The organism is Mesorhizobium sp. M1A.F.Ca.IN.020.03.2.1 (assembly GCF_004023205.1).
Classification (GTDB): Bacteria; Pseudomonadota; Alphaproteobacteria; order Rhizobiales; family Rhizobiaceae; genus Mesorhizobium.
The window spans coordinates 1-18,736 of the sequence record NZ_RZSV01000020.1 but is presented as its reverse complement, the minus strand read 5'-3'; the positions used below and the strand labels follow the sequence as shown (position 1 = coordinate 18,736).

The 18,736-nt window shown below is 65.4% G+C and carries 19 protein-coding genes and 1 tRNA gene; 12 read left to right on the top strand and 8 right to left on the bottom strand.

Features of this window, described 5'->3' with window-relative positions:
* The first annotated feature begins 95 nt into the window (after positions 1–95).
* The 6 genes from iolE to phnN all read left to right on the top strand — a co-directional run bounded on the left by iolE (position 96) and on the right by phnN (position 4,764).
* The gene (iolE, locus tag EOA79_RS05750; protein WP_095825531.1) at positions 96–1,010 is read left to right on the top strand and encodes a myo-inosose-2 dehydratase; all 915 of its coding nucleotides are present in this window, start codon (positions 96–98) and stop codon (positions 1,008–1,010) included.
* A 64-nt stretch (positions 1,011–1,074) separates the two neighbouring features.
* A complete protein-coding gene (locus EOA79_RS05745) occupies positions 1,075–1,287 on the top strand; it encodes a hypothetical protein (RefSeq protein WP_095825586.1) in 213 nt (70 codons plus the stop codon).
* A gap of 14 nt (positions 1,288–1,301) precedes the next feature.
* On the top strand, positions 1,302–2,114 hold the full coding sequence (gene iolB / locus EOA79_RS05740; protein WP_095825587.1) for a 5-deoxy-glucuronate isomerase: 813 nt from the start codon (positions 1,302–1,304) through the stop codon (positions 2,112–2,114).
* Between the two features lie 149 nt (positions 2,115–2,263).
* Positions 2,264–2,971, top strand: a complete 708-nt coding sequence (locus tag EOA79_RS05735) for a DUF1045 domain-containing protein (RefSeq protein WP_067323928.1) — start codon at positions 2,264–2,266, stop codon at positions 2,969–2,971.
* A gap of 30 nt (positions 2,972–3,001) precedes the next feature.
* Positions 3,002–4,141: an alpha-D-ribose 1-methylphosphonate 5-triphosphate diphosphatase gene (locus EOA79_RS05730; RefSeq protein WP_095825532.1), complete on the top strand. Its 1,140-nt coding sequence runs from the start codon at positions 3,002–3,004 to the stop codon at positions 4,139–4,141.
* Positions 4,138–4,764 carry a phosphonate metabolism protein/1,5-bisphosphokinase (PRPP-forming) PhnN gene (gene phnN, locus EOA79_RS05725; RefSeq protein WP_164748510.1) on the top strand — a complete coding sequence of 209 codons (627 nt, stop codon included), beginning with the start codon at positions 4,138–4,140 and terminating at the stop codon, positions 4,762–4,764. The genes EOA79_RS05730 and phnN overlap by 4 nt, the downstream gene beginning before the upstream one ends.
* 142 nt (positions 4,765–4,906) lie before the next feature.
* Here the strand turns inward: phnN and EOA79_RS05720 are convergent, their stop codons facing one another.
* The 3 genes from EOA79_RS05720 to EOA79_RS05710 all read right to left on the bottom strand — a co-directional run bounded on the left by EOA79_RS05720 (position 4,907) and on the right by EOA79_RS05710 (position 8,548).
* On the bottom strand, positions 4,907–5,902 hold the full coding sequence (locus tag EOA79_RS05720; RefSeq protein WP_067323934.1) for an ABC transporter permease: 996 nt from the start codon (positions 5,900–5,902) through the stop codon (positions 4,907–4,909).
* Positions 5,899–7,464: a sugar ABC transporter ATP-binding protein gene (locus tag EOA79_RS05715; protein ID WP_127335908.1), complete on the bottom strand. Its 1,566-nt coding sequence runs from the start codon at positions 7,462–7,464 to the stop codon at positions 5,899–5,901. The genes EOA79_RS05720 and EOA79_RS05715 overlap by 4 nt, the downstream gene beginning before the upstream one ends.
* Positions 7,465–7,585: 121 nt before the next feature.
* Complete coding sequence (locus EOA79_RS05710; RefSeq protein ID WP_067323936.1) at positions 7,586–8,548, bottom strand: sugar-binding protein; 963 nt, start codon at positions 8,546–8,548, stop codon at positions 7,586–7,588.
* A 542-nt stretch (positions 8,549–9,090) separates the two neighbouring features.
* Between EOA79_RS05710 and EOA79_RS05705 the strand changes: the two genes are divergently transcribed.
* Entirely contained in the window at positions 9,091–10,206 is a 1,116-nt protein-coding gene (locus tag EOA79_RS05705) for a LacI family DNA-binding transcriptional regulator (RefSeq protein ID WP_067323938.1), read from the top strand.
* A 65-nt stretch (positions 10,207–10,271) separates the two neighbouring features.
* Positions 10,272–11,357, top strand: a complete 1,086-nt coding sequence (locus EOA79_RS05700) for a nitronate monooxygenase (RefSeq protein ID WP_245479243.1) — start codon at positions 10,272–10,274, stop codon at positions 11,355–11,357.
* A 56-nt stretch (positions 11,358–11,413) separates the two neighbouring features.
* Here the strand turns inward: EOA79_RS05700 and EOA79_RS32670 are convergent, their stop codons facing one another.
* On the bottom strand, positions 11,414–11,560 hold the full coding sequence (locus EOA79_RS32670) for a hypothetical protein (RefSeq protein ID WP_164748409.1): 147 nt from the start codon (positions 11,558–11,560) through the stop codon (positions 11,414–11,416).
* Between the two features lie 250 nt (positions 11,561–11,810).
* On the opposite strand from EOA79_RS32670, the gene EOA79_RS05695 reads away from it, so the two are divergent.
* Entirely contained in the window at positions 11,811–12,611 is an 801-nt protein-coding gene (locus EOA79_RS05695; RefSeq protein WP_095825533.1) for a class I SAM-dependent methyltransferase, read from the top strand.
* 92 nt (positions 12,612–12,703) lie between these two features.
* On the opposite strand, the gene EOA79_RS05690 is transcribed toward EOA79_RS05695, so the two are convergent.
* The 3 genes from EOA79_RS05690 to EOA79_RS05680 all read right to left on the bottom strand — a co-directional run bounded on the left by EOA79_RS05690 (position 12,704) and on the right by EOA79_RS05680 (position 15,387).
* Positions 12,704–12,780, bottom strand: a tRNA-Arg gene (locus EOA79_RS05690).
* 256 nt (positions 12,781–13,036) lie between these two features.
* Positions 13,037–13,963: a DUF1003 domain-containing protein gene (locus EOA79_RS05685; protein ID WP_095825534.1), complete on the bottom strand. Its 927-nt coding sequence runs from the start codon at positions 13,961–13,963 to the stop codon at positions 13,037–13,039.
* A 470-nt stretch (positions 13,964–14,433) separates the two neighbouring features.
* Complete coding sequence (locus EOA79_RS05680; RefSeq protein ID WP_127335609.1) at positions 14,434–15,387, bottom strand: D-alanyl-D-alanine carboxypeptidase family protein; 954 nt, start codon at positions 15,385–15,387, stop codon at positions 14,434–14,436.
* 283 nt (positions 15,388–15,670) lie between these two features.
* Between EOA79_RS05680 and EOA79_RS05675 the strand changes: the two genes are divergently transcribed.
* From EOA79_RS05675 to EOA79_RS05665, 3 genes are all read left to right on the top strand, one after another.
* Positions 15,671–16,777, top strand: coding sequence for a hypothetical protein (locus tag EOA79_RS05675; RefSeq protein WP_095825536.1), 1,107 nt, complete (start codon positions 15,671–15,673; stop codon positions 16,775–16,777).
* A gap of 124 nt (positions 16,778–16,901) precedes the next feature.
* Positions 16,902–17,513 carry a nucleoside triphosphate hydrolase gene (locus tag EOA79_RS05670; RefSeq protein ID WP_127216826.1) on the top strand — a complete coding sequence of 204 codons (612 nt, stop codon included), beginning with the start codon at positions 16,902–16,904 and terminating at the stop codon, positions 17,511–17,513.
* A gap of 143 nt (positions 17,514–17,656) precedes the next feature.
* Positions 17,657–17,965, top strand: a complete 309-nt coding sequence (locus EOA79_RS05665) for a hypothetical protein (RefSeq protein WP_066999117.1) — start codon at positions 17,657–17,659, stop codon at positions 17,963–17,965.
* 6 nt (positions 17,966–17,971) lie between these two features.
* On the opposite strand, the gene EOA79_RS05660 is transcribed toward EOA79_RS05665, so the two are convergent.
* Entirely contained in the window at positions 17,972–18,676 is a 705-nt protein-coding gene (locus EOA79_RS05660; protein ID WP_128292932.1) for a glutathione S-transferase N-terminal domain-containing protein, read from the bottom strand.
* Positions 18,677–18,736 lie beyond the last annotated feature (60 nt).

Genomic DNA, 18,736 nt, shown 5'->3' with positions numbered 1-18,736 from the left:
CTTCTCCCCGTCATTTCCAGGGAGAAGGTGCCGGCAGGCGGATGAGGGCGGCGCCGACGAGCGAAAGTTGAACGATCCGAACCTGGAGTGACGACTTGAAAGCCAAACTGGGCATGTCTCCCATCGCGTGGTGGAACGACGATCTCGTGGAATTGAGCGATGATGTGTCGCTGGAGGAGTGTTTGCGCCAGTCGCGCTCGGCCGGCTTCACCGGCATGGAGATGGGCCGCCGCTTCCCCAACGACCCGAAGGTGATGCTGCCGATCCTGAAAGAGGTCGACGTCACGCTCTGCGGCGGCTGGTTCTCCGGCACGCTGGTCGATGAGGACCTGGCAAGCAACAAGAATCGCATCCAGCCGATGATCGACCTGTTCAAGGCGGTCAACGCGCCCTGCATAGTCTATGGCGAGGTCGGCCGCTCCATCCAGGGTGACCGCTCCAAGCCTCTTGCCACCAAGCCACGGCTTTCCGGCGACGAGATGAAGGCCTATGGCCGCCGCGTCACCGAATTCGGCGAATGGTGCGCCGACCAGGGTATGCCGCTTTCCTACCATCATCACATGGCGGCCGTGGTCGAGACCGAGCCGGAACTCGATTCCTTCATGCATCATTCCGGCGAGGGCATCCCGCTGCTGCTCGATGCCGGCCACCTCGCCTTCGCCGGCGGCGATGTGTTGCGCGCCATCGACAACCACCACAAGCGCATCAACCACGTCCATGTGAAGGACGTGCGCATGAACGTGATCGACGGGCTCGACCGCACGAAACAGTCCTTCCTCGATGCCGTCGCGCTCGGCGCCTTCACCGTGCCCGGCGACGGCTCGCTCGATTTCGGCGCGATCGTCCAGCGCTTCGCCGACTACGGCTATGAAGGCTGGTTCGTGGTCGAGGCCGAGCAGGATCCGAAAAAGAACCCGCCGCTGAGGATGGCTGAGGTCGGCCATAAGGAGCTGATGCGGGTGATGACGGCCGCCGGCTATACGGTCGAGACGCAGGGCTTCCCGGCGTAAACGAGTGGATTCGTCCGGCCGCTCGGTCTATCTGATGCGTTTGGACAAGTCCCGGATTGGCGCGATGAAAGACTATGAGCACCCCTTCTTCCGACCGCTGTGGCGGCGCATTGCCGTCGTCGCCGGCTGCCTAATCTGGTCGGTGATCGAATTCGCCTCCGGCACGCCGTTCTGGGGGGTAATCGCGCTCGGCTTCGCCGGTTACGCGGTGTGGCAGTTCTTCTACCTCTACAAGCCGGCCGAGGAGCCCAAGCCTCCGGCCGAGCCGAAGGAATGACCCAGGAGACAAAAATGTCGAAACTGCTCGTCAAGGCCGACAAGGGCCACGGCCACGTCGCCCACGTCACCCCGCAAAGCGCGGGCTGGACTTACGTGGGTTTTGATCTCCACCGCTTGCGGCCGGGCGAGACGGCCGCCGGCAAGACGGGCGAGCGCGAGGTCTGCCTGGTGTTCGTCACCGGCAAGGGCAAGGCTGCGGCCGGCGGCAAGGATCTCGGCCTGCTCGGCGAGCGCATGTCGCCCTTCGAAGGCAAGCCCTGGTCGGTCTATGTGCCGCAAGGCTCCGACTGGGCAGTGACCGCCGACACCGAGCTGGAGCTTGCCGTCTGCTCGGCGCCCGGTCTTGGCGGCAGCCTGCCCGCCCGCGTCATTGCGCCCGACGATCTCGGTCAGGAAGTGCGCGGCAAGGGCACCAACACCCGCTACGTCACCAACATCCTGCCCGAGGGCAAGCCGGCCGACTCGCTGCTGGTGGTCGAGGTCATCACGCCCGGCGGCCATACCTCCAGCTATCCGCCGCACAAACACGACCAGGACAATCTGCCGGCCGAGTCCTATCTCGAGGAGACCTATTATCACCGCCTCAACCCGCCGCAGGGTTTCGCCTTCCAGCGCGTCTACACCGACGCCGACAGAAATGGCGTGCGCGATCTGGACGAGGCGATGGCGATCGAGGACGGCGATGTCGTGCTGGTGCCGAAGGGCTACCACCCGTGTGCGGCCTGCCACGGCTATGATCTCTACTATCTCAATGTCATGGCCGGCCCGAAGCGGACATGGAAATTCCACAACGCCGCCGAGCATGAGTGGCTGATGAAGGCGTGAGATTTTTCATAGCCCTCAACCTGTTGGTCCAGTTCGGGAAAATCGTCGGCTAAGGACCGCCGGAGCCTGGGTTGCCTTCGAAAACCCATGAAAGCTTCGTCAATCCGTCATGGAAATCACCTATGGCAGCGGTCTGACGAGGATTTTCGATGCGCTATGCCATTTACTTTACCCCGCGGCAGGATGAGCCGTTGGCGCGGATCGCCGCCAACTGGCTGGGGCGCGACCCGTTCGGCGCGCCGACGCGGCCGGTCGAGGGTGTGGGTGCCCTGTCGGCGGCGGAAGTTGCCTTCCACACCGCCTCGGCTCGGCGCTACGGCTTCCACGCGACGCTGAAGGCGCCGTTCCGGCTGGCGCCCAGCGAATCGGAAGCCTCGCTGCGGGCGGCGCTCGACGATTTCGCCGAGGTCACGCCGCCAGTCGTCATCCCGCGTTTGGTCGTCGGCCAGATCGACGGCTTTTTCGCGCTGGTGCCGGAAAGTCCTTTCGAGCCGCTCAACAGTTTCGCCGGCGAGGTCGTGCGCGCTTTCGACCGCTTCCGCGCGCCGCTGACCGAGGCCGAGATCGAGCGCCGCAGCCCAGACTCGCTGAAGCCGGATGAGTTCCGCAACCTCTGCCAGTGGGGTTATCCCTACGTCTTCGAGACGTTCCGCTTCCACATGACGCTCTCCGGACGGGTCGGGCCACAGGAAAGCCCGCGCCTTCGCGCTGCAATCGACAGCCTGTTCGCGGATGTGCTGCAGCGTCCGGTGCCGGTGGATGCGCTGACGCTGTTCGTCGAAACCGAACCGGGCGCGCCCTTCATGGTGCTCTCGCACCACGTGCTTGGACGCGGCCCGGCCAGAAAAACCGCCTGATGTCCGCCCGCCTGAGATAGGACTGCTGAAATGACCGCCGAGACCGTTTTGAACAATGCCCGCATCGTGCTGCCCGACGAGATCGTCGCGGGCTCGCTGCTGCTGCGCGATGGGCTGATCGCCGCGATCGAGCCGGGTGCGGCCCGCACCGGCGAGGACATGGGCGGCGACTACATCATCCCGGGTCTCGTAGAACTGCACACCGATCACCTCGAAGGCCATTACGCGCCGCGTCCGAAAGTGCGCTGGAACCCGATCGCCGCCGTGCTCGCCCACGATGCGCAGGTGGCGACCGCCGGCATCACCACGGTGCTCGACGCCTTGCGTGTCGGCATGGACGAGGATGCCGACCTGAAGTCCGACGACGTGCGCAAGCTCGCCGACGCGATCGAGGACAGCGTGCGCCAGGATCGGCTCAGGGCCGACCACTTCATCCATCTGCGCTGCGAGGTCTCGGCGCCGGACTGCCTCGAGGCCTTCGCCAATTTCGAGACCGACGACAGGGTGAAGCTCGCCTCGCTGATGGACCACGCGCCGGGCCAGCGCCAGTTCGTCGATCTCGAGACCTACGCCTATTACTACCAGCGCAAGCTGAAGCTGACCGACCGCGACTTCCAGAAATTCTGCGAGAAGCGTATGGCGGAATCGGCCAAGAATTCCGGGCCGAACCGCGTCTTCATTTCCGCCGCCTGCCGCGAGCGCGGCATCGTGCTTGCCAGCCACGACGATGCGACGGCCGGCCATGTCGACGAGGCGGTGGAGCAGGGCGTGCGCGTTGCCGAATTCCCGACCACCGAGGAGGCGGCGAGGGCCTCGAAGGCGGCAGGCCTCGGCGTGCTGATGGGCGCGCCCAACGTCATGCGCGGCTCCTCGCATTCGGGCAATGTGTCGGCGCGCTCGCTTGCCGGCGACGGTTTGCTCGACATCCTGTCGTCCGACTATATCCCCTTCGGCCTGATCCAGTCCGCCTTCTTCCTCGGCGATGTCGTGGAAGGCATTTCGCTGCCGCAGGCGGTCGCCATGGTCTCGAAGAACCCGGCGGAAGCGGTCGGCCTTAGCGATCGCGGTGTCATCGAGCCCGGCCGGCGCGCCGACCTCGTGCGCGTGCGCGTCGACCAGCATGTGCCGGTCGTGCGCAACGTCTGGCGTCAGGGCAGGCGCGTCGCATGATGGTTTCTGCGCTGATCGAACGCGAGCTCACCGAGACGCTTCCGATCCGCAACGGCGTGTTCGTCGTGGTGGTCGGGCCGAGCGGCGCCGGCAAGGACACGGTGATCGGCTACGCCAAGGCGCATTTTGCCGGCGAGACGGGGCTGGAGTTCGTCCGCCGCGTCATCACCCGTCCGAGCGACTCCGCCAGCGAGGACCACGATACGCTGGCCGACGCCGCCTTCGCCGAGGCGGAAGCGGACGGCGCCTTCGTCATCTGCTGGGACGCGCACGGCCTGCGCTATGGCCTGCCGGCCGATGTCGATTGGGCGATCGCCAATGGTCATGTCGCCGTTGCCAACGTTTCCCGTGCCGTCATCCCGGCGCTGCGTGAGCGCTATGCCAACCTGGCGGTGGTCGAGATCACCGCTGCGCCGGAGATCCTCGCCGAGCGGCTGGCGGCGCGCGGCCGTGAATCGCGCGGCGAGGTGCTGGCGCGTCTGGCGCGCAGCACCAGCGTGACGCTTTCCGGGCTGGATGTCACCTCCATCGACAACAGCGGCGCCAGAGAGATCGCCGGCGACCGTTTCGCCGAGGTGCTGCGCAAGGCGATGGCGTTTTCGGACCTTTCGGACATGATCTGAGGTGTATTGATTCAGGTGATGCCGGCTTGCGAGTGGGAGGTTGGGCCGAGACTTGTTGATGTCGGCGCCAACGTCCAAAAAATGTGTGCAGCACGCGAAGTTGAAATCTGCCCCGCTGCCTGCCGAGATCGGACGAGGGAAGCTACTCCGCCGGCGCGCCGGCGACGTTCCGGCGCGACGCCTCCATCATCCGGCGCCGGGCGCGGAACACACCCCACTGCTGGTCGACCAGCACGCCGATCAGGATCACGCCGCCCATCACCGCGAAGTTCAGGGAGGACGGGATGCCGAGCAGATTGACGAGGTTTTGCAGTTCCTGCAGCAGCACGGTGCCGAGGATGACGCCTACGAGCGAGCCCTCGCCCCCGCGCAGCGAGAAGCCGCCGAGCACCGCCGCGGCGATGGCGTAGAGCTCATAGAACTGGCCGTGGCTCGCCGGCGAGATCGAGCGCGTGTACATGGCGAAGTAGATCGCCGACAGCGCCGTCAGCACACCGCAGATCACGTATGCCGCGATCACCACGCGTCCGGTGCGGATGCCCGAATACTTCGCCGCTTCCTCATTCTTGCCGATGGCATAGAGATAGCGCCCGAACACCGAGCGGTGCAGCACCACCCACATGACGATGGCGATCACGATCAGCGCGATGAAGGAATTCGGCAACCCGCCGGAGCGGCCGGCGGTCAGGAATTCGAGATCCGGGAAATTCTGGCCGAAAGCGAAGCCCGCCGTGCCGTCGGCGGTGTAGAAACGGGCGACGCCGCGGTAGATCAGCAGGCCGCAAAGCGTCACCACGAAGGGCTGCATCTTGAGCCGCGTGATCAGCCAGCCATGCACGAAGCCGATGATGGCGCCGAGCACGATGATCAGCACGAAGGCCAACGGCCAGTCCATCTCGCGCACGGCGATGAAGTCGATGAACAGCGTGCCGAGCAGCGCGATCAGCGAACCGACCGAAAGCTCGATGCCGCCGGTGATGATGACGAAGGCCTGGCCGATCGAAAGGATGCCGAACAGCGCGACCAGGTTGGAGGTGTTCGCGAGATTGATCGTCGACAGGAAGCGCGGATTTATAGCCGTGACCACCGCGCCGACCACCAGGATCAGGACCAGCAGGCCGAGGTCTTTCTTGCTCATTGCGCTCCTCCCGCGGCTTGCGCCAGCTTCGGCTTCTTGCCCACCGCCAGCAACAGCACGTTCTCCTGGCTGAAATCGTCCCGGTCGAGGATGCCGGAGATCTGCCCCTCATGCATGACCGCGATGCGGTCCGAGACGCCGATCACCTCTTCCATGTCGCTGGAGATCATCAGCACCGCGACGCCGGCATCGGCCAGCGCCCGCATCAGCGCGTAGATCTCGGCCTTGGCGCCGATATCGATGCCGCGCGTCGGCTCGTCGAGGATCATCACCTTGGGGTTCATCGCCAGCCATTTGGCCAGAACCACCTTCTGCTGGTTGCCGCCGGACAGCGTGCCGGTGCGGGTCAGGACCGATGGCGCCTTGATGCCGAGATCCTTCTTCTGCTTCTCGGCGGTGGCGAGCTCCGCGCTGGTCGACACCAGCGAGCGCTTCGCATGCGCCGGCATATTGGGCAGCGAAATGTTTTGCGCGATCGAGAGGTCGAGCAGGATGCCGGTCAGCTTGCGGTCTTCGGGTACCAGGAAGATGCCGCTCGCCACCGCATCGGCGGCCGATCCGACATTGAGCGCCTTGCCGTCCAGCGCGACACTGCCGCCGAGCCGCTCGTCGATGCCGAACAGGACGCGCGCGAGCTCCGTGCGGCCGGAGCCGACCAGCCCGGCAAGGCCGAGGATTTCGCCGCGCCGAAGCTCCAGGTCGACCGGGTGGTCGGGATAGGCGCTGGTGCGCACCGCTGTCGCCGAGAGTGCGACGCCGCCCGGCGCGCGACCCGCCTCCGCGGCTTTCTCGCGCTCCTTCAGCATGCGCCCGATCATCAGCTTGACCATCTGGTCGTGATTGATGTCGCTCTTCGGCAGCGTGCCGGCCAGCATGCCGTCGCGCAGCACCACGACGCGGTCGGCGACGCGCTCGACCTCGTGCAGGCGGTGCGAGATGAAGATGACGCTGATGCCTTCCGCCCGCAGTCCCTTGATCACGTCGAGCAGCTTTTCGGTCTCGGCGATTGGCAGGCTGGAGGTCGGCTCGTCGAGGATCACCAGCCGCGCCTTGATCGACAGCGCCTTGGCGATCTCGACCATCTGCTGCTGCGCCAGCGACAGCGAGGCGACCGGCGCGTCGGCCGAGAAATTGGCTCCGACGCGTTTCAGGAGCGGCGCCACCATCTCGCGCAGCTTGGCGCGGTCGACCAGCTTCAGCGGCCCGGCCTTGAGCGGCTCGCGGCCGAAGAAGATGTTGGCGGCGACGTCGAGGTTTTCGAACAGGTTGAGCTCCTGATGCACGAAGGCGATGCCGGAGCCGATGCTGGCTTCCACGGTCAAGCCGTCATGCGCGACGCCGTCGACGGTGACGGAGCCGCTGTCCGGCCGCGTCACGCCGCCGAGGATCTTCATCAATGTCGATTTGCCGGCGCCGTTCTCGCCGACCAGCCCGATCACCTCGCCCGGCCTGACCTCCATCGAGAACCCGTCCAACGCCACGACGCCGGGATAGGTCTTGCGCACGGCCTCGAGGCTCAGGAACGGAGCGGATTGGATGATGGATGGGTCGGAATAATTCATCACGCCATTGTTCATCGCGCTTATCGGCAGCCGGTGGGCTGCAGACTGACGGGCCGCATGCGGCCCGTCAATACGGACGCCGGCTCAAGGCGAAGCTTGAGCCGGCGCAACTGTGCATCGATTACTTGCCGGCCATCGCCTTCAGGTTGGCGGCATAGGCGTCGACATCGTCCTTGCCGATGATCTTGGTCGGCACGATGATCAAGCCGTTGGCCGGAATGCCCGACTTGTCGCCCTTGAGGTAGGCGGCCATCAGCTTCATGCCCTGATAGGCCCATTCGAAGGGCTGCTGCACCACGGTCGCGGCAACCGTGCCTTCCTTGACGCCCCCCAGCGTGATCGGATCGTCGTCGAAGCCGACGACGGTGATCTGGCCGAGCTTGCCGGCGTCGCGAAGCGCCTCATAGATGCGCGGCGTATTGTAGGAGTAGAAGCCGACCATGCAGGTGATGTCGGGGCTGGCGACCAGCGCGTCCTCGACATTCTTCTTGGCCCGTGCCTGGTCGATGTCGTCGCCGCGCACGTCCACCAGCTCGATCTTGCTGCCGGCAAGCCCCTCCTTCATGCCCTCGATGCGCTCCTTGGCATTGTCGGCGCCGAGCAGGCCGACGAAGCCCAGGCACTTGCCGCCGTTCGGCATCGCCTTCTTGGCGATCTCGGCCGCCTGCTTGCCGGCATCGACGTTGGACGAGCCGATATAGGCGACGCGCTTGGTCTGCGGGGCGTCGCTGTCGGTGGTGAACAGAGCCGTCTGCGACGCGATCTTGTTCAGCCCGTCGGTCGAGGTCTTGGGGTCGACCGCCGACACCATGATGCCCTTCACGCCGGCCGTCACCAGGTCGTCCATCAGGCGCTGCTGGATGGCGACCGACGACTGCTCGGGATATTTCAGCTCGAGATTGTAGTCGGGCAGTTCGCCCTGCGCCTTCTTCACGCCGGCTTCCGCCGCCTTCCAGAAGTCTGACGCGCCGTTGACGACAAAGGCCAGCGTCGGCTTGTCGTCGGCGCGCACGGCTGCGCTGGCCGTCAGGCCAATAGCCAAGGCCGCCGCGGCGACGGACGCGTTGCGTATCATGGATTTCATGCTTCAACCTCCCTTTTGAAACTCATCGCTGCTGTCTCGGCTGCGGCCTGGACGCCCTCCTCCTCAAGGGTCTGGCACCTAAGTCCGGGGCCGATCCAGCCGCGACCGAAACACTAGACACAGATTTGACGTTCGTAAATAGTCCGATTTGTCTGACATTTTCGTGAGGACGAGGGCAGCCCTCTTCCGGCAAATTGCCGGGCAGCGAACCTGCGCTCCTCCCAGATGCCGTCGCCGCAGCTTGCTCGGCGACGCGTTGACAGTAGATCGCTTACCGATATTAGTAAATAGTATTAGTCGCGGGTTCGGCCAGGCGCCCCAACCACGGCGAACCGGGTGCCGCGGTGGGCGCCGGCGGAAGCAGGATTTGCGCTGGTCGGGTCGGCAAAACTGGTGAAAACTGACAGCTTTGCTGACCTTTTTGGCCATTTTGTCGCCGCGTGCCGTGGCTGGCGCCAACGCCCTTTCATGTGATAATAGTTATAAGCATTCCTGCTGGGTGGCGGGCTTTGCGTAACAGCCCGGCAGGTTTGGGAACGACCATGAGCGAACCGACGCAACTGCGCGATCCACGGCAAACGTCCAGACGCCGCAAGCCATCGGCCAAGCCCAAGGGCCGGGTCACCATGACCGATATAGCGAGAGCCGCCGGCTGCTCGCAGGCGACGGTCTCTTTCGTGCTCAACAATTCGCCGGGCATCAGGCTGTCGCAGCAGACGCGCGACCGCGTGATCGAGGCAGCTAGAGCGCTGGGCTATTCGCCGCCGGTCTTTTCAGCGTTGCGTCCGCCCGTCACGCCCTTCGAAGGGCTGGATGGCGTCATCGGCTTTGCCGTCGACCAGCTCGCCACCAGCCCCGAGGCGGTTGTGGCCATCGAGGGCGCGCGCCAGGCCTCGTGGAATGCCGGCAACGTGCTCTTGGTGGCGCAGACCATGGGTGACGCCGTCATGGAGCCGCGTGCCATCCAGGCGCTCACCCGGCGCGGCCTCTCGGCGCTGATCTACATGACCATCTTCACCCGCGAGATCACCGCGCCCGAGTTCCTCTACAGCCTCGACATTCCGGTCATCCTGCTCAACTGCTACACCGCCGATTATGCCTTCCCGGCCGTGGTGCCTTCCGAGATCGCCGGCGGCCAGAGCTCCACCCGGCATCTGATCAGCCGCGGCCACCGCCGCATCGCCACCATCACCGGCGAGCCCTGGATGCAGGCGGCGCAGGATCGGCTGAAGGGCTATCGCCGCGCTTTGGCCACCGCCGACATCCCCTTCGATCCGGACCTGGTGGTGGAGGGCGACTGGTCGGCCAGCGCCGGTTATGCCGCGACGGTGAAGCTGCTTGCGCTGAAGGACCGCCCGACCGCCATCTTCTGCCAGAACGACCGCACGGCAATCGGCTGTTACGAAGCGCTGAAGGAGGCGGGCCTGCATATCCCCGGCGACATTTCCGTGATCGGCTATGACGACGAGGAGATCGCCCGCCACCTCTTCCCGCCGCTGACCACATCGATCCTGCCGCATCTGGCGATGGGCCAATGGGCGATCGAGCAATTGGAGGCACCGCCGACGCCCGGCCGCGGCCGCTATCCCATCACCAAGCTTGAATGCCCGCTGGTGGAGCGGGAGAGCGTGGGAGCGTGCCTCGCACAATTCCGGTGACCCCGTCTTGATCCGGGCCTATGATGGACTGCGCGTGTTCCTTTCCCGACACAGGAAAAACGCTCGTGTGGCCTAACCGTCGTTTATGCGATCTCTTAAAGATCGAGCACCCGATCATCCAGGCTCCGATGGCCGGCTCGGCGACTCCGGAACTCGCCGCCGCGGTGAGCAACGCCGGCGGGCTGGGATCGCTCGGCTGCGCATCGATGCTGCCGGACGGCTTGCGCACCGCTGCGCGCCAGCTGCGCGCCTCGACCGAGCGTCCCTTCAACCTCAATTTCTTTGTTTTTCCCAGACCGGACACCAGCGACGCCGTACTGACCCAGGTCATCGACAGGCTGCGGCCCTACTACGAGGAGCTGTCGCTCGACGAACCCTCGCGGAGGCTTCCGCCGATCGGACCGGGTTTCGACGAAGAAAAGCTTGAACTGCTGCTCGAGATCCGCCCACCGGTCGTCAGCTTCCATTTCGGCATTCCGGACGCGGCCGCGGTCGCCAAGTTGAAGCAGGCGGGGATCGTGGTTCTCAGCACCGCGACGAATGTCGCCGAGGCGCGCCAACTCGCCGACGGCGGAGCCGACGCGGTCATAGCTCAGGGCTGGGAGGCAGGTGGCCACAGGGGATCGCACGCCCCCAACCGTCCCGGTGACGGCGTGGGAACGTTGGCGCTGGTTCCCCAGGTCGTGGATGCCGTCAAGCTGCCGGTCATTGCCGCCGGAGGCATCGCCGACGGCCGCGGCATAGCGGCCGCCTTCGCGCTTGGCGCCAGCGGCGTGCAGATCGGCACCGGCTTCCTGTCTTGCGACGAGGCCGGCACGGACGGACCGCGCCAAGCCCTGATCCGCGCCGCCACGGACATGGACACGATGGTCACCGATGCCTTCACCGGCCGCGCGGCGCGGGCGAGACGCACCCGCTTCGCCTTGGAGATGGAGGTGAACCGGGCGCACCTCCCCGACTTCCCGCAAATGGTTGCGCTCAGCGCTCCGCTCGGCGAGGCCGGTGCAAAAGGAGATTTCGCCTTCCATCTCTATGGGCAGGCGGCCGCCTTGAACCGGGAGCTTCCTGCCGGCGAATTGATGCAGACGCTCGTGGCCGAAACCGGCGAGGTGTTCGAAGCGCTTTCGACCGGCAAAACGACGCCTGCGTGAGCGAAGTCTCCACTCGTAGACGTCGCGGACAGGTTGCAATCCGGACTGCGACAAGATCAGCCGGCAGGCAGGGATGCCATCCGGGCGCGATCGATGATGCTGGCATTCGGCGGCAAGCGGCGATCGCCCAGCTCGGCCAGTTTTGCGGCCATATGCGCTCTGGTGATCTGCGGCAGCGAAACGCACAAGGCGATCTCGATCACGCCGCGGAACGCGTCGGCATCCTCGTTTGCGGCGGCGAAACAGGAACGCCCTCCGACAACGCGTTCATCTCGGCGATCCGGGCTCGCTCGGCGGCGATTTCTGGTTGCGATAGACCGACCTGGCGCTCGGCCTCGGCGTCGTATGCTCCTGCCAACGCCCAACCTGTGCGATCTCGGGACGATCGGCTGGTTTCGTTGCTTGGCATGGTTCCCGCGTGGGTCTAGGCTGAAACCAGCAAGGGAGGACGGGATGACATCAAGCTTCACCGTTCACGCCGCATCCGGCTATGAGCAGCTCATGGGCCGCTGGAGCCGCAGGCTCGCGCCCAAGTTCATCGACTTCGTCGGCCTGGCCGGCGGCGAGAAGATCCTCGACGTCGGCTGCGGTACCGGCAGCCTGACCTTCGAACTGGCGAAGTCGCGCGATCTCGCCGAAATCCAGGCCATCGACTTCTCAGCCGTCTTCGTCGCGGCGGCGAAGGAGAGGAACACCGATCGGCGCATCACCATTGAGCAGGCGGACGCCACGGCGCTGCCTTTCGAGGACAATGCGTTTGATCGCGCCCTTGCGCTGCTGGTGCTTCACTTCGTGCCGGAGACCGGCAAGGCGGTGGCCGAGATGCGCCGCGTAACGCGGCCGGGCGGCGTGGTCGCCGCCGTTGTGTGGGACCATCTTGGCGGCATGCCGGCCATGCGCATGATGATTGACACCGTTGCCGCGCTCAGCGAAAGCGGCCGCCAGATGCGCAATCGCTACTGTTTCCAGCCGATGATGCAGCCCGGCGAAATGAAGCGGACCTTTGTCGAACAGGGCCTGACCGACGTCACCGAAACCGAGCTGATGATCCGCATGGACTACCAGAATTTCGACGACTACTGGGCGCCGATTGCCGCCGGCGAAGGCCCGCTCGGCAAATATATGACCACGCTCGACGCAGCCGAGCGGACCCGCACGGAGGCTGCAGTACGCGATGCCTATGAGGCCGGTCGTGCCGATGGGCCGAGGTCTTTCGCCAACGTCGCCTGGGCCTGCCGCGGCATCGTGCGCTGACCTTCAGCGCCATCTGAGCTGCGCGCGGACGGCGTCGCGCGAACTGCGGTCGCCTAGCCGGCCAGTGCCAGCAGCCAGCGGTGCCAAATAGATGGCGCACCCGACAGGATTCGAACCTGTGACCTCTGCCTTCGGAGGGCAGCGCTCTATCCAGCTGAGCTACGGGTGCTTCCCGGGAAACCGGAAAACGAACCAGCCGGTGAGCCGGCCAGCCACGGCTTCTTAGCGGAAGCCGCTCCGGGCTTCAACGGGCAATTGGCTTGGCGGAATATTCGCCGTAGCGGGCAGGCTCGCATTCGTCCGGTGGAGGTGCCGGAGTCGAGAGCGAGCGGTCCCAACTGATGTAGGCTCGGAGGCCGGCGGCCCCACTTCGGCAATGCATCGCGACTTCCGAGCGTTGTTCAGGCGCAAGCTCTCGCCAGCCCTCACCCCTCCACCTCGCTCTTCGCCACCCTCCGCTGCACCCCGCGCGTCGCCCGCTTCTGCTTCTTCGAGGTCAGCTCGTGCATGGCATCAAGCTGCATCTGCTGCATCTCGGCCAGGCGCTGCCATTGGCGTGAGATCAGGTAGTCGAGCTTTTCGTGCAGGTGCCGCACTTCGAGCTCGGCCTTGAGGTTCACCCGGTAGTCGTTGAAGGAGCGCAGCCGGTCCTTCGCCTCCTGCCGCTTCTGGCTCATCATGATGATCGGCGCCTGGATGGCGGCGATGCAGGATAGGAGCAGGTTGAGCAGGATGAATGGGTAGGGATCAAAGGCGGCGGCCGCGCCCTCGAAGAGGTTGAGGCCGATCCAGATCAGAAGCACCGCCGCGAACGAGATCAGGAACCACCAGCTGCCGCCGAAGGCCGCCATGTCGTCCGAGACGCGGTCGGCGAAGGAGCGGCGCTCCTCGAACTCTTCTTCCGAGTTCTCCGAGATCGTGTCCTGTCTGGCGATCGATTCCACCACCTGGCGGTCGAGCTCGGAGAATTCGCCATGCTCCTGCTGCAGCAATTCCTCCATGTAGCGCATGCGGTAGCGGGCGAGCTCCTCGCGGCTGATGCGGGCGCCGCGCGGCAGGTCGGGATGGTCGGAGCGGATGCGGTCGGCGAGGCTCGGCCTCAGGTCGTCGACGCGCACCAGGTCGCGCTTGCGGAACTTCCGGCCGCTGATCGCCGACGGTTTTTTCTTGGGCTTTGCACGCGCCGTGCCGGGCAGGTGCGGCTCGGAATCCGGCACCTCCGGCGCTTCGAGGATCTCGTCCGCCGCCTCATGCTGGTCTTCCGGCACGGTGGCCGCCTCGAGATATTCGCCGCCCGAGTCGTTTTCGTTGTCGGCTATTGTCTGCGCGGATGCCTTTGGGTCGCCGGCCATGCTCAGTGCTCCTCTTCTCGGGCTTCGATACGATACGCCGAGCCGGCGCGGCATATCCATCGCGACTGTGAAGCTGGTGTGACCGAACAAGTTGTTGTGATGGATGGATCTGCTTTCGGCGCGGAAAGACATAGATCCAATTCTGGGAAGATTCGGTTGAAAGGGCTTGCTGAGCAACAACAAATCTCTCGGGGCAGCGCCGCCCCTCATCCGCCTGCCGGCACCTTCTCCCTATATAGGGAGAAGGAGGCTGGGCGCAGGCTCGGCGCCTTCCTCTGCACCGCTGGCTATTGGCGAAACCGGCGATGAGAGCGCCCCTCTCCCCGTCACTTACGGGGAGAGGATGCCGGCAGGCAGGTGAGGGGCAGCGCCACCGCCGAACGCATCGGTCCTGCCTCGCTGGAGCCATGGTCACCGCCGGCGGGCTATCTGGCCGGTCGCTTGAGCAGGCCGCCGCCACCCGGGCTTCGCTACTGCGCCGGCAAACCCGGCAGCGACGACCCTTGCGCCGGCAAACTGGGCGCCGGCACTCCCGGCGCCGGCAAACCCGGAAGCGCAGAACCGGCCGGCTGCTGCCCGGCGTACATCAGCCGCGTCTGGGCATCGGCGCTCATCGGCGCCAAGCTGCGCTGGATCAGCGCCTCGACATGGTCGTTGCGCTGGCGCGCGCTTTGGGCGCCCATCACCACCACGATCAGATGCCTGCCGTCGGCATTGTAGGAGGTGACGATGTTGTAGCCGGAGGCGCGGATATAGCCGGTCTTGATGCCATCGACGCCACGCACCCGTCCCAGCATGTCGTTATGGCCGCGCACCAGCCGGCCGCGGAACATGAAATCGCTTTCGGAGAAATAGTGGAAATGCTGCGGGAAGCGGCGCTGGAGCGCGATGCCCAGCACCGCCATGTCGCGCGCCGTGGTCACCTGGCCGTCGTCGGGCAGGCCGCAGGCGTTGCGGAAATTGGTGCTGGTCATGCCGAGCTGGCGCGCCTTGGCGGTCATCATGGCGGCGAACTGCTCCTCGCTGCCGCCGCCGAGATATTCGCCCACCGCCACCGCCACGTCGTTCGCCGACTTCACCACCATGGCGCGGATGGCGGAATCGACGTCGATCGTCTCGCCGCGCCTGAAGCGCAGCTTCGTCGGCGGCTGCGAGGCGGCGTGGTTGGATACTGGGATCTGCATCTCCTTGCTCACCCGGCCGCTCTCCAGCGCCTCGAACAGCATGTAGAGCGTCATCATCTTGGTCAGCGACGCGGGATAGCGCTGCGCCGTCGAATTGACCTCGAACAGCGTCTTGCCGGTCGAAGCGTCGACCACGATCGCGGCATATTTCTGCGGCTGCGCCGGCACGGCCAGCACGGTTTCCGGCGGCGCGGCGGTGGTGCAGCCGGCAATGAGGAGCAGCAGCACCAGCGCGGTCATCAATTTCTGGAGGAGCGAAAGCGGAGTGGACAAGATTGTTCAAAAACGGTTGCTGAGATGCGGCGAAGCTAGCGTACCGCATCCGCTCCGTCCAACTGGTTAACGGCGGGAATGAGGCATTTGCCCAGCTTTTGGCGGTTTGCAGGAGGTTGAATTGCCTTCAAGGTCGGCAGCGCCGAGTTCGACAATTGGTGGCATTCGCCTGATGCAAAATGCCTATCGCCCTGCTTGCGCCGCTGCCGCCGGTCAGGCTTTGTTGTCACCGAAGATTCGAGGTTTGGCAATGGACACCCTCAGCATCAACGCAAAAGGCATCTCGGTCTCCCTCGATCTCGCCGTCGGCCATATCGCCGCCCTGGAAATCGAGGCCGATGGCCGCCGCTTGAAGCCGCTGCACCGCGCGCCCTGGGTCGGCTCGCCGCGCGCGACGTTGCCGCAAAACCTCCCCGAAGGCACGGTGCGCCTGTCCGGCGACTTCCTCTGCGCGCCGTTCTCCACCAGCGATGTCGAAGCTGCTCCCCTCCACGGTTGGACGGCCAACAGCGAGTGGGATGTCGTCGAAAGCAGTGCCATCGCCGGCGGCTGGCGCGCCGTCTTCCGCTTGCGCCGCAAGGTGATGGGTGCTTCCGTCGACAAGGTCTTCACGCTCCGCGACAACCATCCCTTCCTCTACCAGGAACACATCTTCTCCGGCGGTTCCGGCGCCATTTCCGTCGCCCACCATCCGATGACGGCGATGCAGGACGGCGGCCGGCTCGCCTTCTCGCCGAAACGTCTGGCGGTCACGCCTGAGACCCCTCTGGAGCCCGATCCGGCGCGCGGCCGGTTTCGTCTGGCCTATCCCGCCCGCACCACCGACCTCACCCGTTTCCCGCTCGCGGCCGGCGGCACCGCCGATCTCGCCGACTACCGCATGGAAGACCGGCGCGAGGATTTCATCACCCTGGTCGAGGCCGATCATGGCGGGCCGGGCTGGACGGCGCTCGCCCGCCGCGCCGAGCAGGATCTGGTGCTGGTGCTGAAGAATCCGGCCGAGCTGCCGGTCACCATGCTGTGGTTCAGCAATGGCGGGCGCGACTACGCGCCCTGGAGCGGCCGCCATGTCGGCGTGCTTGGCATCGAGGACGGCCGCGCCGCGGTCGGCCACACCGCCTCGCTCGGCGACAACTGGCTGAAGCATGAAGGCGTGGCGACGGCCTTCGCGCTTGCCGAAGGGCGCAGCGTCTCCTTCCGCCATGTCATCGGCGCGGTTCCGGCAGCGGACGTCGAACCGCCAAGCGGCCTGGAACAAGCGACCGATCGACTGCGCATCCTTGCCCAGAATGGTTCAGCGAAGGAGATACCGTTCGACGGCGAATTCCTGCGCATCGGCCGTTCCGTGCCCGCCTGAGGCCCTTGCTCCGCCATAGGATGACGACCGATCTCAAGGGCGTGCGGCAGCGGCTTTATAACCGTTTGAAATTTCTCCCCAGTGCCGCCAAGATGCGGCCGGAGTCGCTAGCGAAGAGGCGCTGATGTCCGACTTAGCCCATATCACTGCCGCCATCTTCAAGCGCGCCGGCAAGGCCAGGCGTTTCGTCGTTGCCATTGCCGGCCCGCCGGGAGCCGGCAAGTCGACCATATCGGGCAGGCTGCATGAATTGCTGCCGGAGGGCACGTCCGAAGTCGTGCCGATGGACGGCTTCCACTATGACGACATCGTGCTCAACCGGCGCGGCCTGCGCGCGCGAAAAGGGGCGCCGGAAACCTTCGATTTTGCCGGCTTCGAGACGCTTTTGAAGCGGATCCGCTCCGGCGAGCCGGACATTGCCATTCCGGTCTTCGACCGCAGCATCGAACTCTCGCGCGCCGCCGCCGAGATCATTTCCGCCGACACCAAGTTCATCCTGGTCGAGGGCAACTATCTGCTGCTCGACGAGGAGCCGTGGTCGCGGCTGGCAGAGCTGTTCGATTTCACCATTTTCGTCGATGTCCCGCGCGACGAGCTCGAGCGCCGGCTGATGGAGCGCTGGCGCGGCCATGGCAAGTCCGACGAGGACGCCCGCGCCTGGATCGCCTCCAACGACATGCCCAATATCGAGCGCGTGCTGGCGCGTCGCCGGGAGGCCGACCTGGTGATTGGTTAACCTGCTCAATTTTCACCATTTTCGGGCGGGAACCTTAAGATTTACAGGTCGTTATCTCCATGACCCGAATTGTCCGGCACTGACGCGATTCCAGGAAAGTGTGTAACGGCTTCCGGAATTGCGCGATAACAGGGAACCGTCTTATGGCAACCAAGACCAGAAAACCCGCGCCTGCAAGAAGCAGAGCCAATCAATCCAGAGCTGGTGCAGCTACCGCAACGGCCGAGCGCTCCAAGGACGCCAAGCCGAGCTTCGGCAAGGCCGCGCCCAAGAAAGTCGTGCCCGGCACCGCGCACAAGGCCCCCGCGAAGGCCGCGAAGCCGCATAAGCCGGCGGCAAGCTCGGGGCCGATCCGCACTGTGGCAAGCGTGGCGACCGGCGCGGTGGTGGCCACCGCGCGGCTTGCCGCATCCGTGCTCGGCCGAGGCGGCGCCAAGGCCAAGCCCAAATAGAGCGACTCAGCTCCTGACCGGGATAGTCAGGCCCCTCTGCACGGCGGGCCGTGCGAGGCCGCGCTCCAGCCATGCCGCGACACCGGGGAAATCGTTGAAGCCGACCAGATCGCGCGCTTCGTAGAAGCCGATCAGATTGCGCACCCAGCCCAGCGTCGCGACGTCGGCGATGGTGAACTCGTCATCCATGATCCATTGCCGGCCCTTGAGCCGCGTTTCCAGGACGCCGATGAGGCGCCGCGACTCGTCGCGATACCGCTCCAGCGGGCGCTTGTCGGCGATCTCGCGCCCGGCGAATTTGTTGAAGAAGCCGACCTGTCCGAAGATCGGGCCGATCGCGGCCATCTGGAAGAACACCCACTGGATCGTCTCGTAGCGCCGGATGGGATCGGCCGGGATCAGCTTGCCGGTCTTGTCGCTGAGGTAGAGCAGGATGGCGCCGGATTCGAACAGCCCGATCGGCTTGCCGCCGGGCCCGTTCGGATCGATGATCGCCGGTATCTTGCCATTCGGGTTGAGCGACAGGAATTCCAGCGTCCAGCTCTCGTTCTTGCCGATGTCGACCGGATGCGGCTCATAAGGCAGGCCGATCTCCTCCAGCGCGATCGAAATCTTCACGCCGTTGGGCGTCGGCCATGAATAGAGCTGCAGGCGGTCGGGATGCTTGGCCGGCCAGCGCTTGGCGATCGGAAAGGCGGACAGGTCGGTCATCGGGGCTCCGGATGCGGATGGGCGCGTGGCGGCGCGCGTGGCGGGTGGGCAAGACTTAGG

Excerpts from the sequence above, each read along its gene's own strand:
- EOA79_RS05745 (WP_095825586.1), top strand. The coding sequence starts at position 1,075 with ATGAAAGACTATGAGCACCCCTTCTTCCGACCGCTGTGGCGGCGCATT.
- iolB (WP_095825587.1), top strand. The coding sequence starts at position 1,302 with ATGTCGAAACTGCTCGTCAAGGCCGACAAGGGCCACGGCCACGTCGCC.
- EOA79_RS05735 (WP_067323928.1), top strand. The coding sequence starts at position 2,264 with ATGCGCTATGCCATTTACTTTACCCCGCGGCAGGATGAGCCGTTGGCG.
- EOA79_RS05730 (WP_095825532.1), top strand. The coding sequence starts at position 3,002 with ATGACCGCCGAGACCGTTTTGAACAATGCCCGCATCGTGCTGCCCGAC.
- phnN (WP_164748510.1), top strand. The coding sequence starts at position 4,138 with ATGATGGTTTCTGCGCTGATCGAACGCGAGCTCACCGAGACGCTTCCG.
- EOA79_RS05720 (WP_067323934.1), bottom strand. The coding sequence starts at position 5,902 with ATGAGCAAGAAAGACCTCGGCCTGCTGGTCCTGATCCTGGTGGTCGGC.
- EOA79_RS05715 (WP_127335908.1), bottom strand. The coding sequence starts at position 7,464 with ATGAATTATTCCGACCCATCCATCATCCAATCCGCTCCGTTCCTGAGC.
- EOA79_RS05710 (WP_067323936.1), bottom strand. The coding sequence starts at position 8,548 with ATGAAATCCATGATACGCAACGCGTCCGTCGCCGCGGCGGCCTTGGCT.
- EOA79_RS05705 (WP_067323938.1), top strand. The coding sequence starts at position 9,091 with ATGAGCGAACCGACGCAACTGCGCGATCCACGGCAAACGTCCAGACGC.
- EOA79_RS05695 (WP_095825533.1), top strand. The coding sequence starts at position 11,811 with ATGACATCAAGCTTCACCGTTCACGCCGCATCCGGCTATGAGCAGCTC.
- EOA79_RS05685 (WP_095825534.1), bottom strand. The coding sequence starts at position 13,963 with ATGGCCGGCGACCCAAAGGCATCCGCGCAGACAATAGCCGACAACGAA.
- EOA79_RS05680 (WP_127335609.1), bottom strand. The coding sequence starts at position 15,387 with ATGACCGCGCTGGTGCTGCTGCTCCTCATTGCCGGCTGCACCACCGCC.
- EOA79_RS05675 (WP_095825536.1), top strand. The coding sequence starts at position 15,671 with ATGGACACCCTCAGCATCAACGCAAAAGGCATCTCGGTCTCCCTCGAT.
- EOA79_RS05670 (WP_127216826.1), top strand. The coding sequence starts at position 16,902 with ATGTCCGACTTAGCCCATATCACTGCCGCCATCTTCAAGCGCGCCGGC.
- EOA79_RS05665 (WP_066999117.1), top strand. The coding sequence starts at position 17,657 with ATGGCAACCAAGACCAGAAAACCCGCGCCTGCAAGAAGCAGAGCCAAT.
- EOA79_RS05660 (WP_128292932.1), bottom strand. The coding sequence starts at position 18,676 with ATGACCGACCTGTCCGCCTTTCCGATCGCCAAGCGCTGGCCGGCCAAG.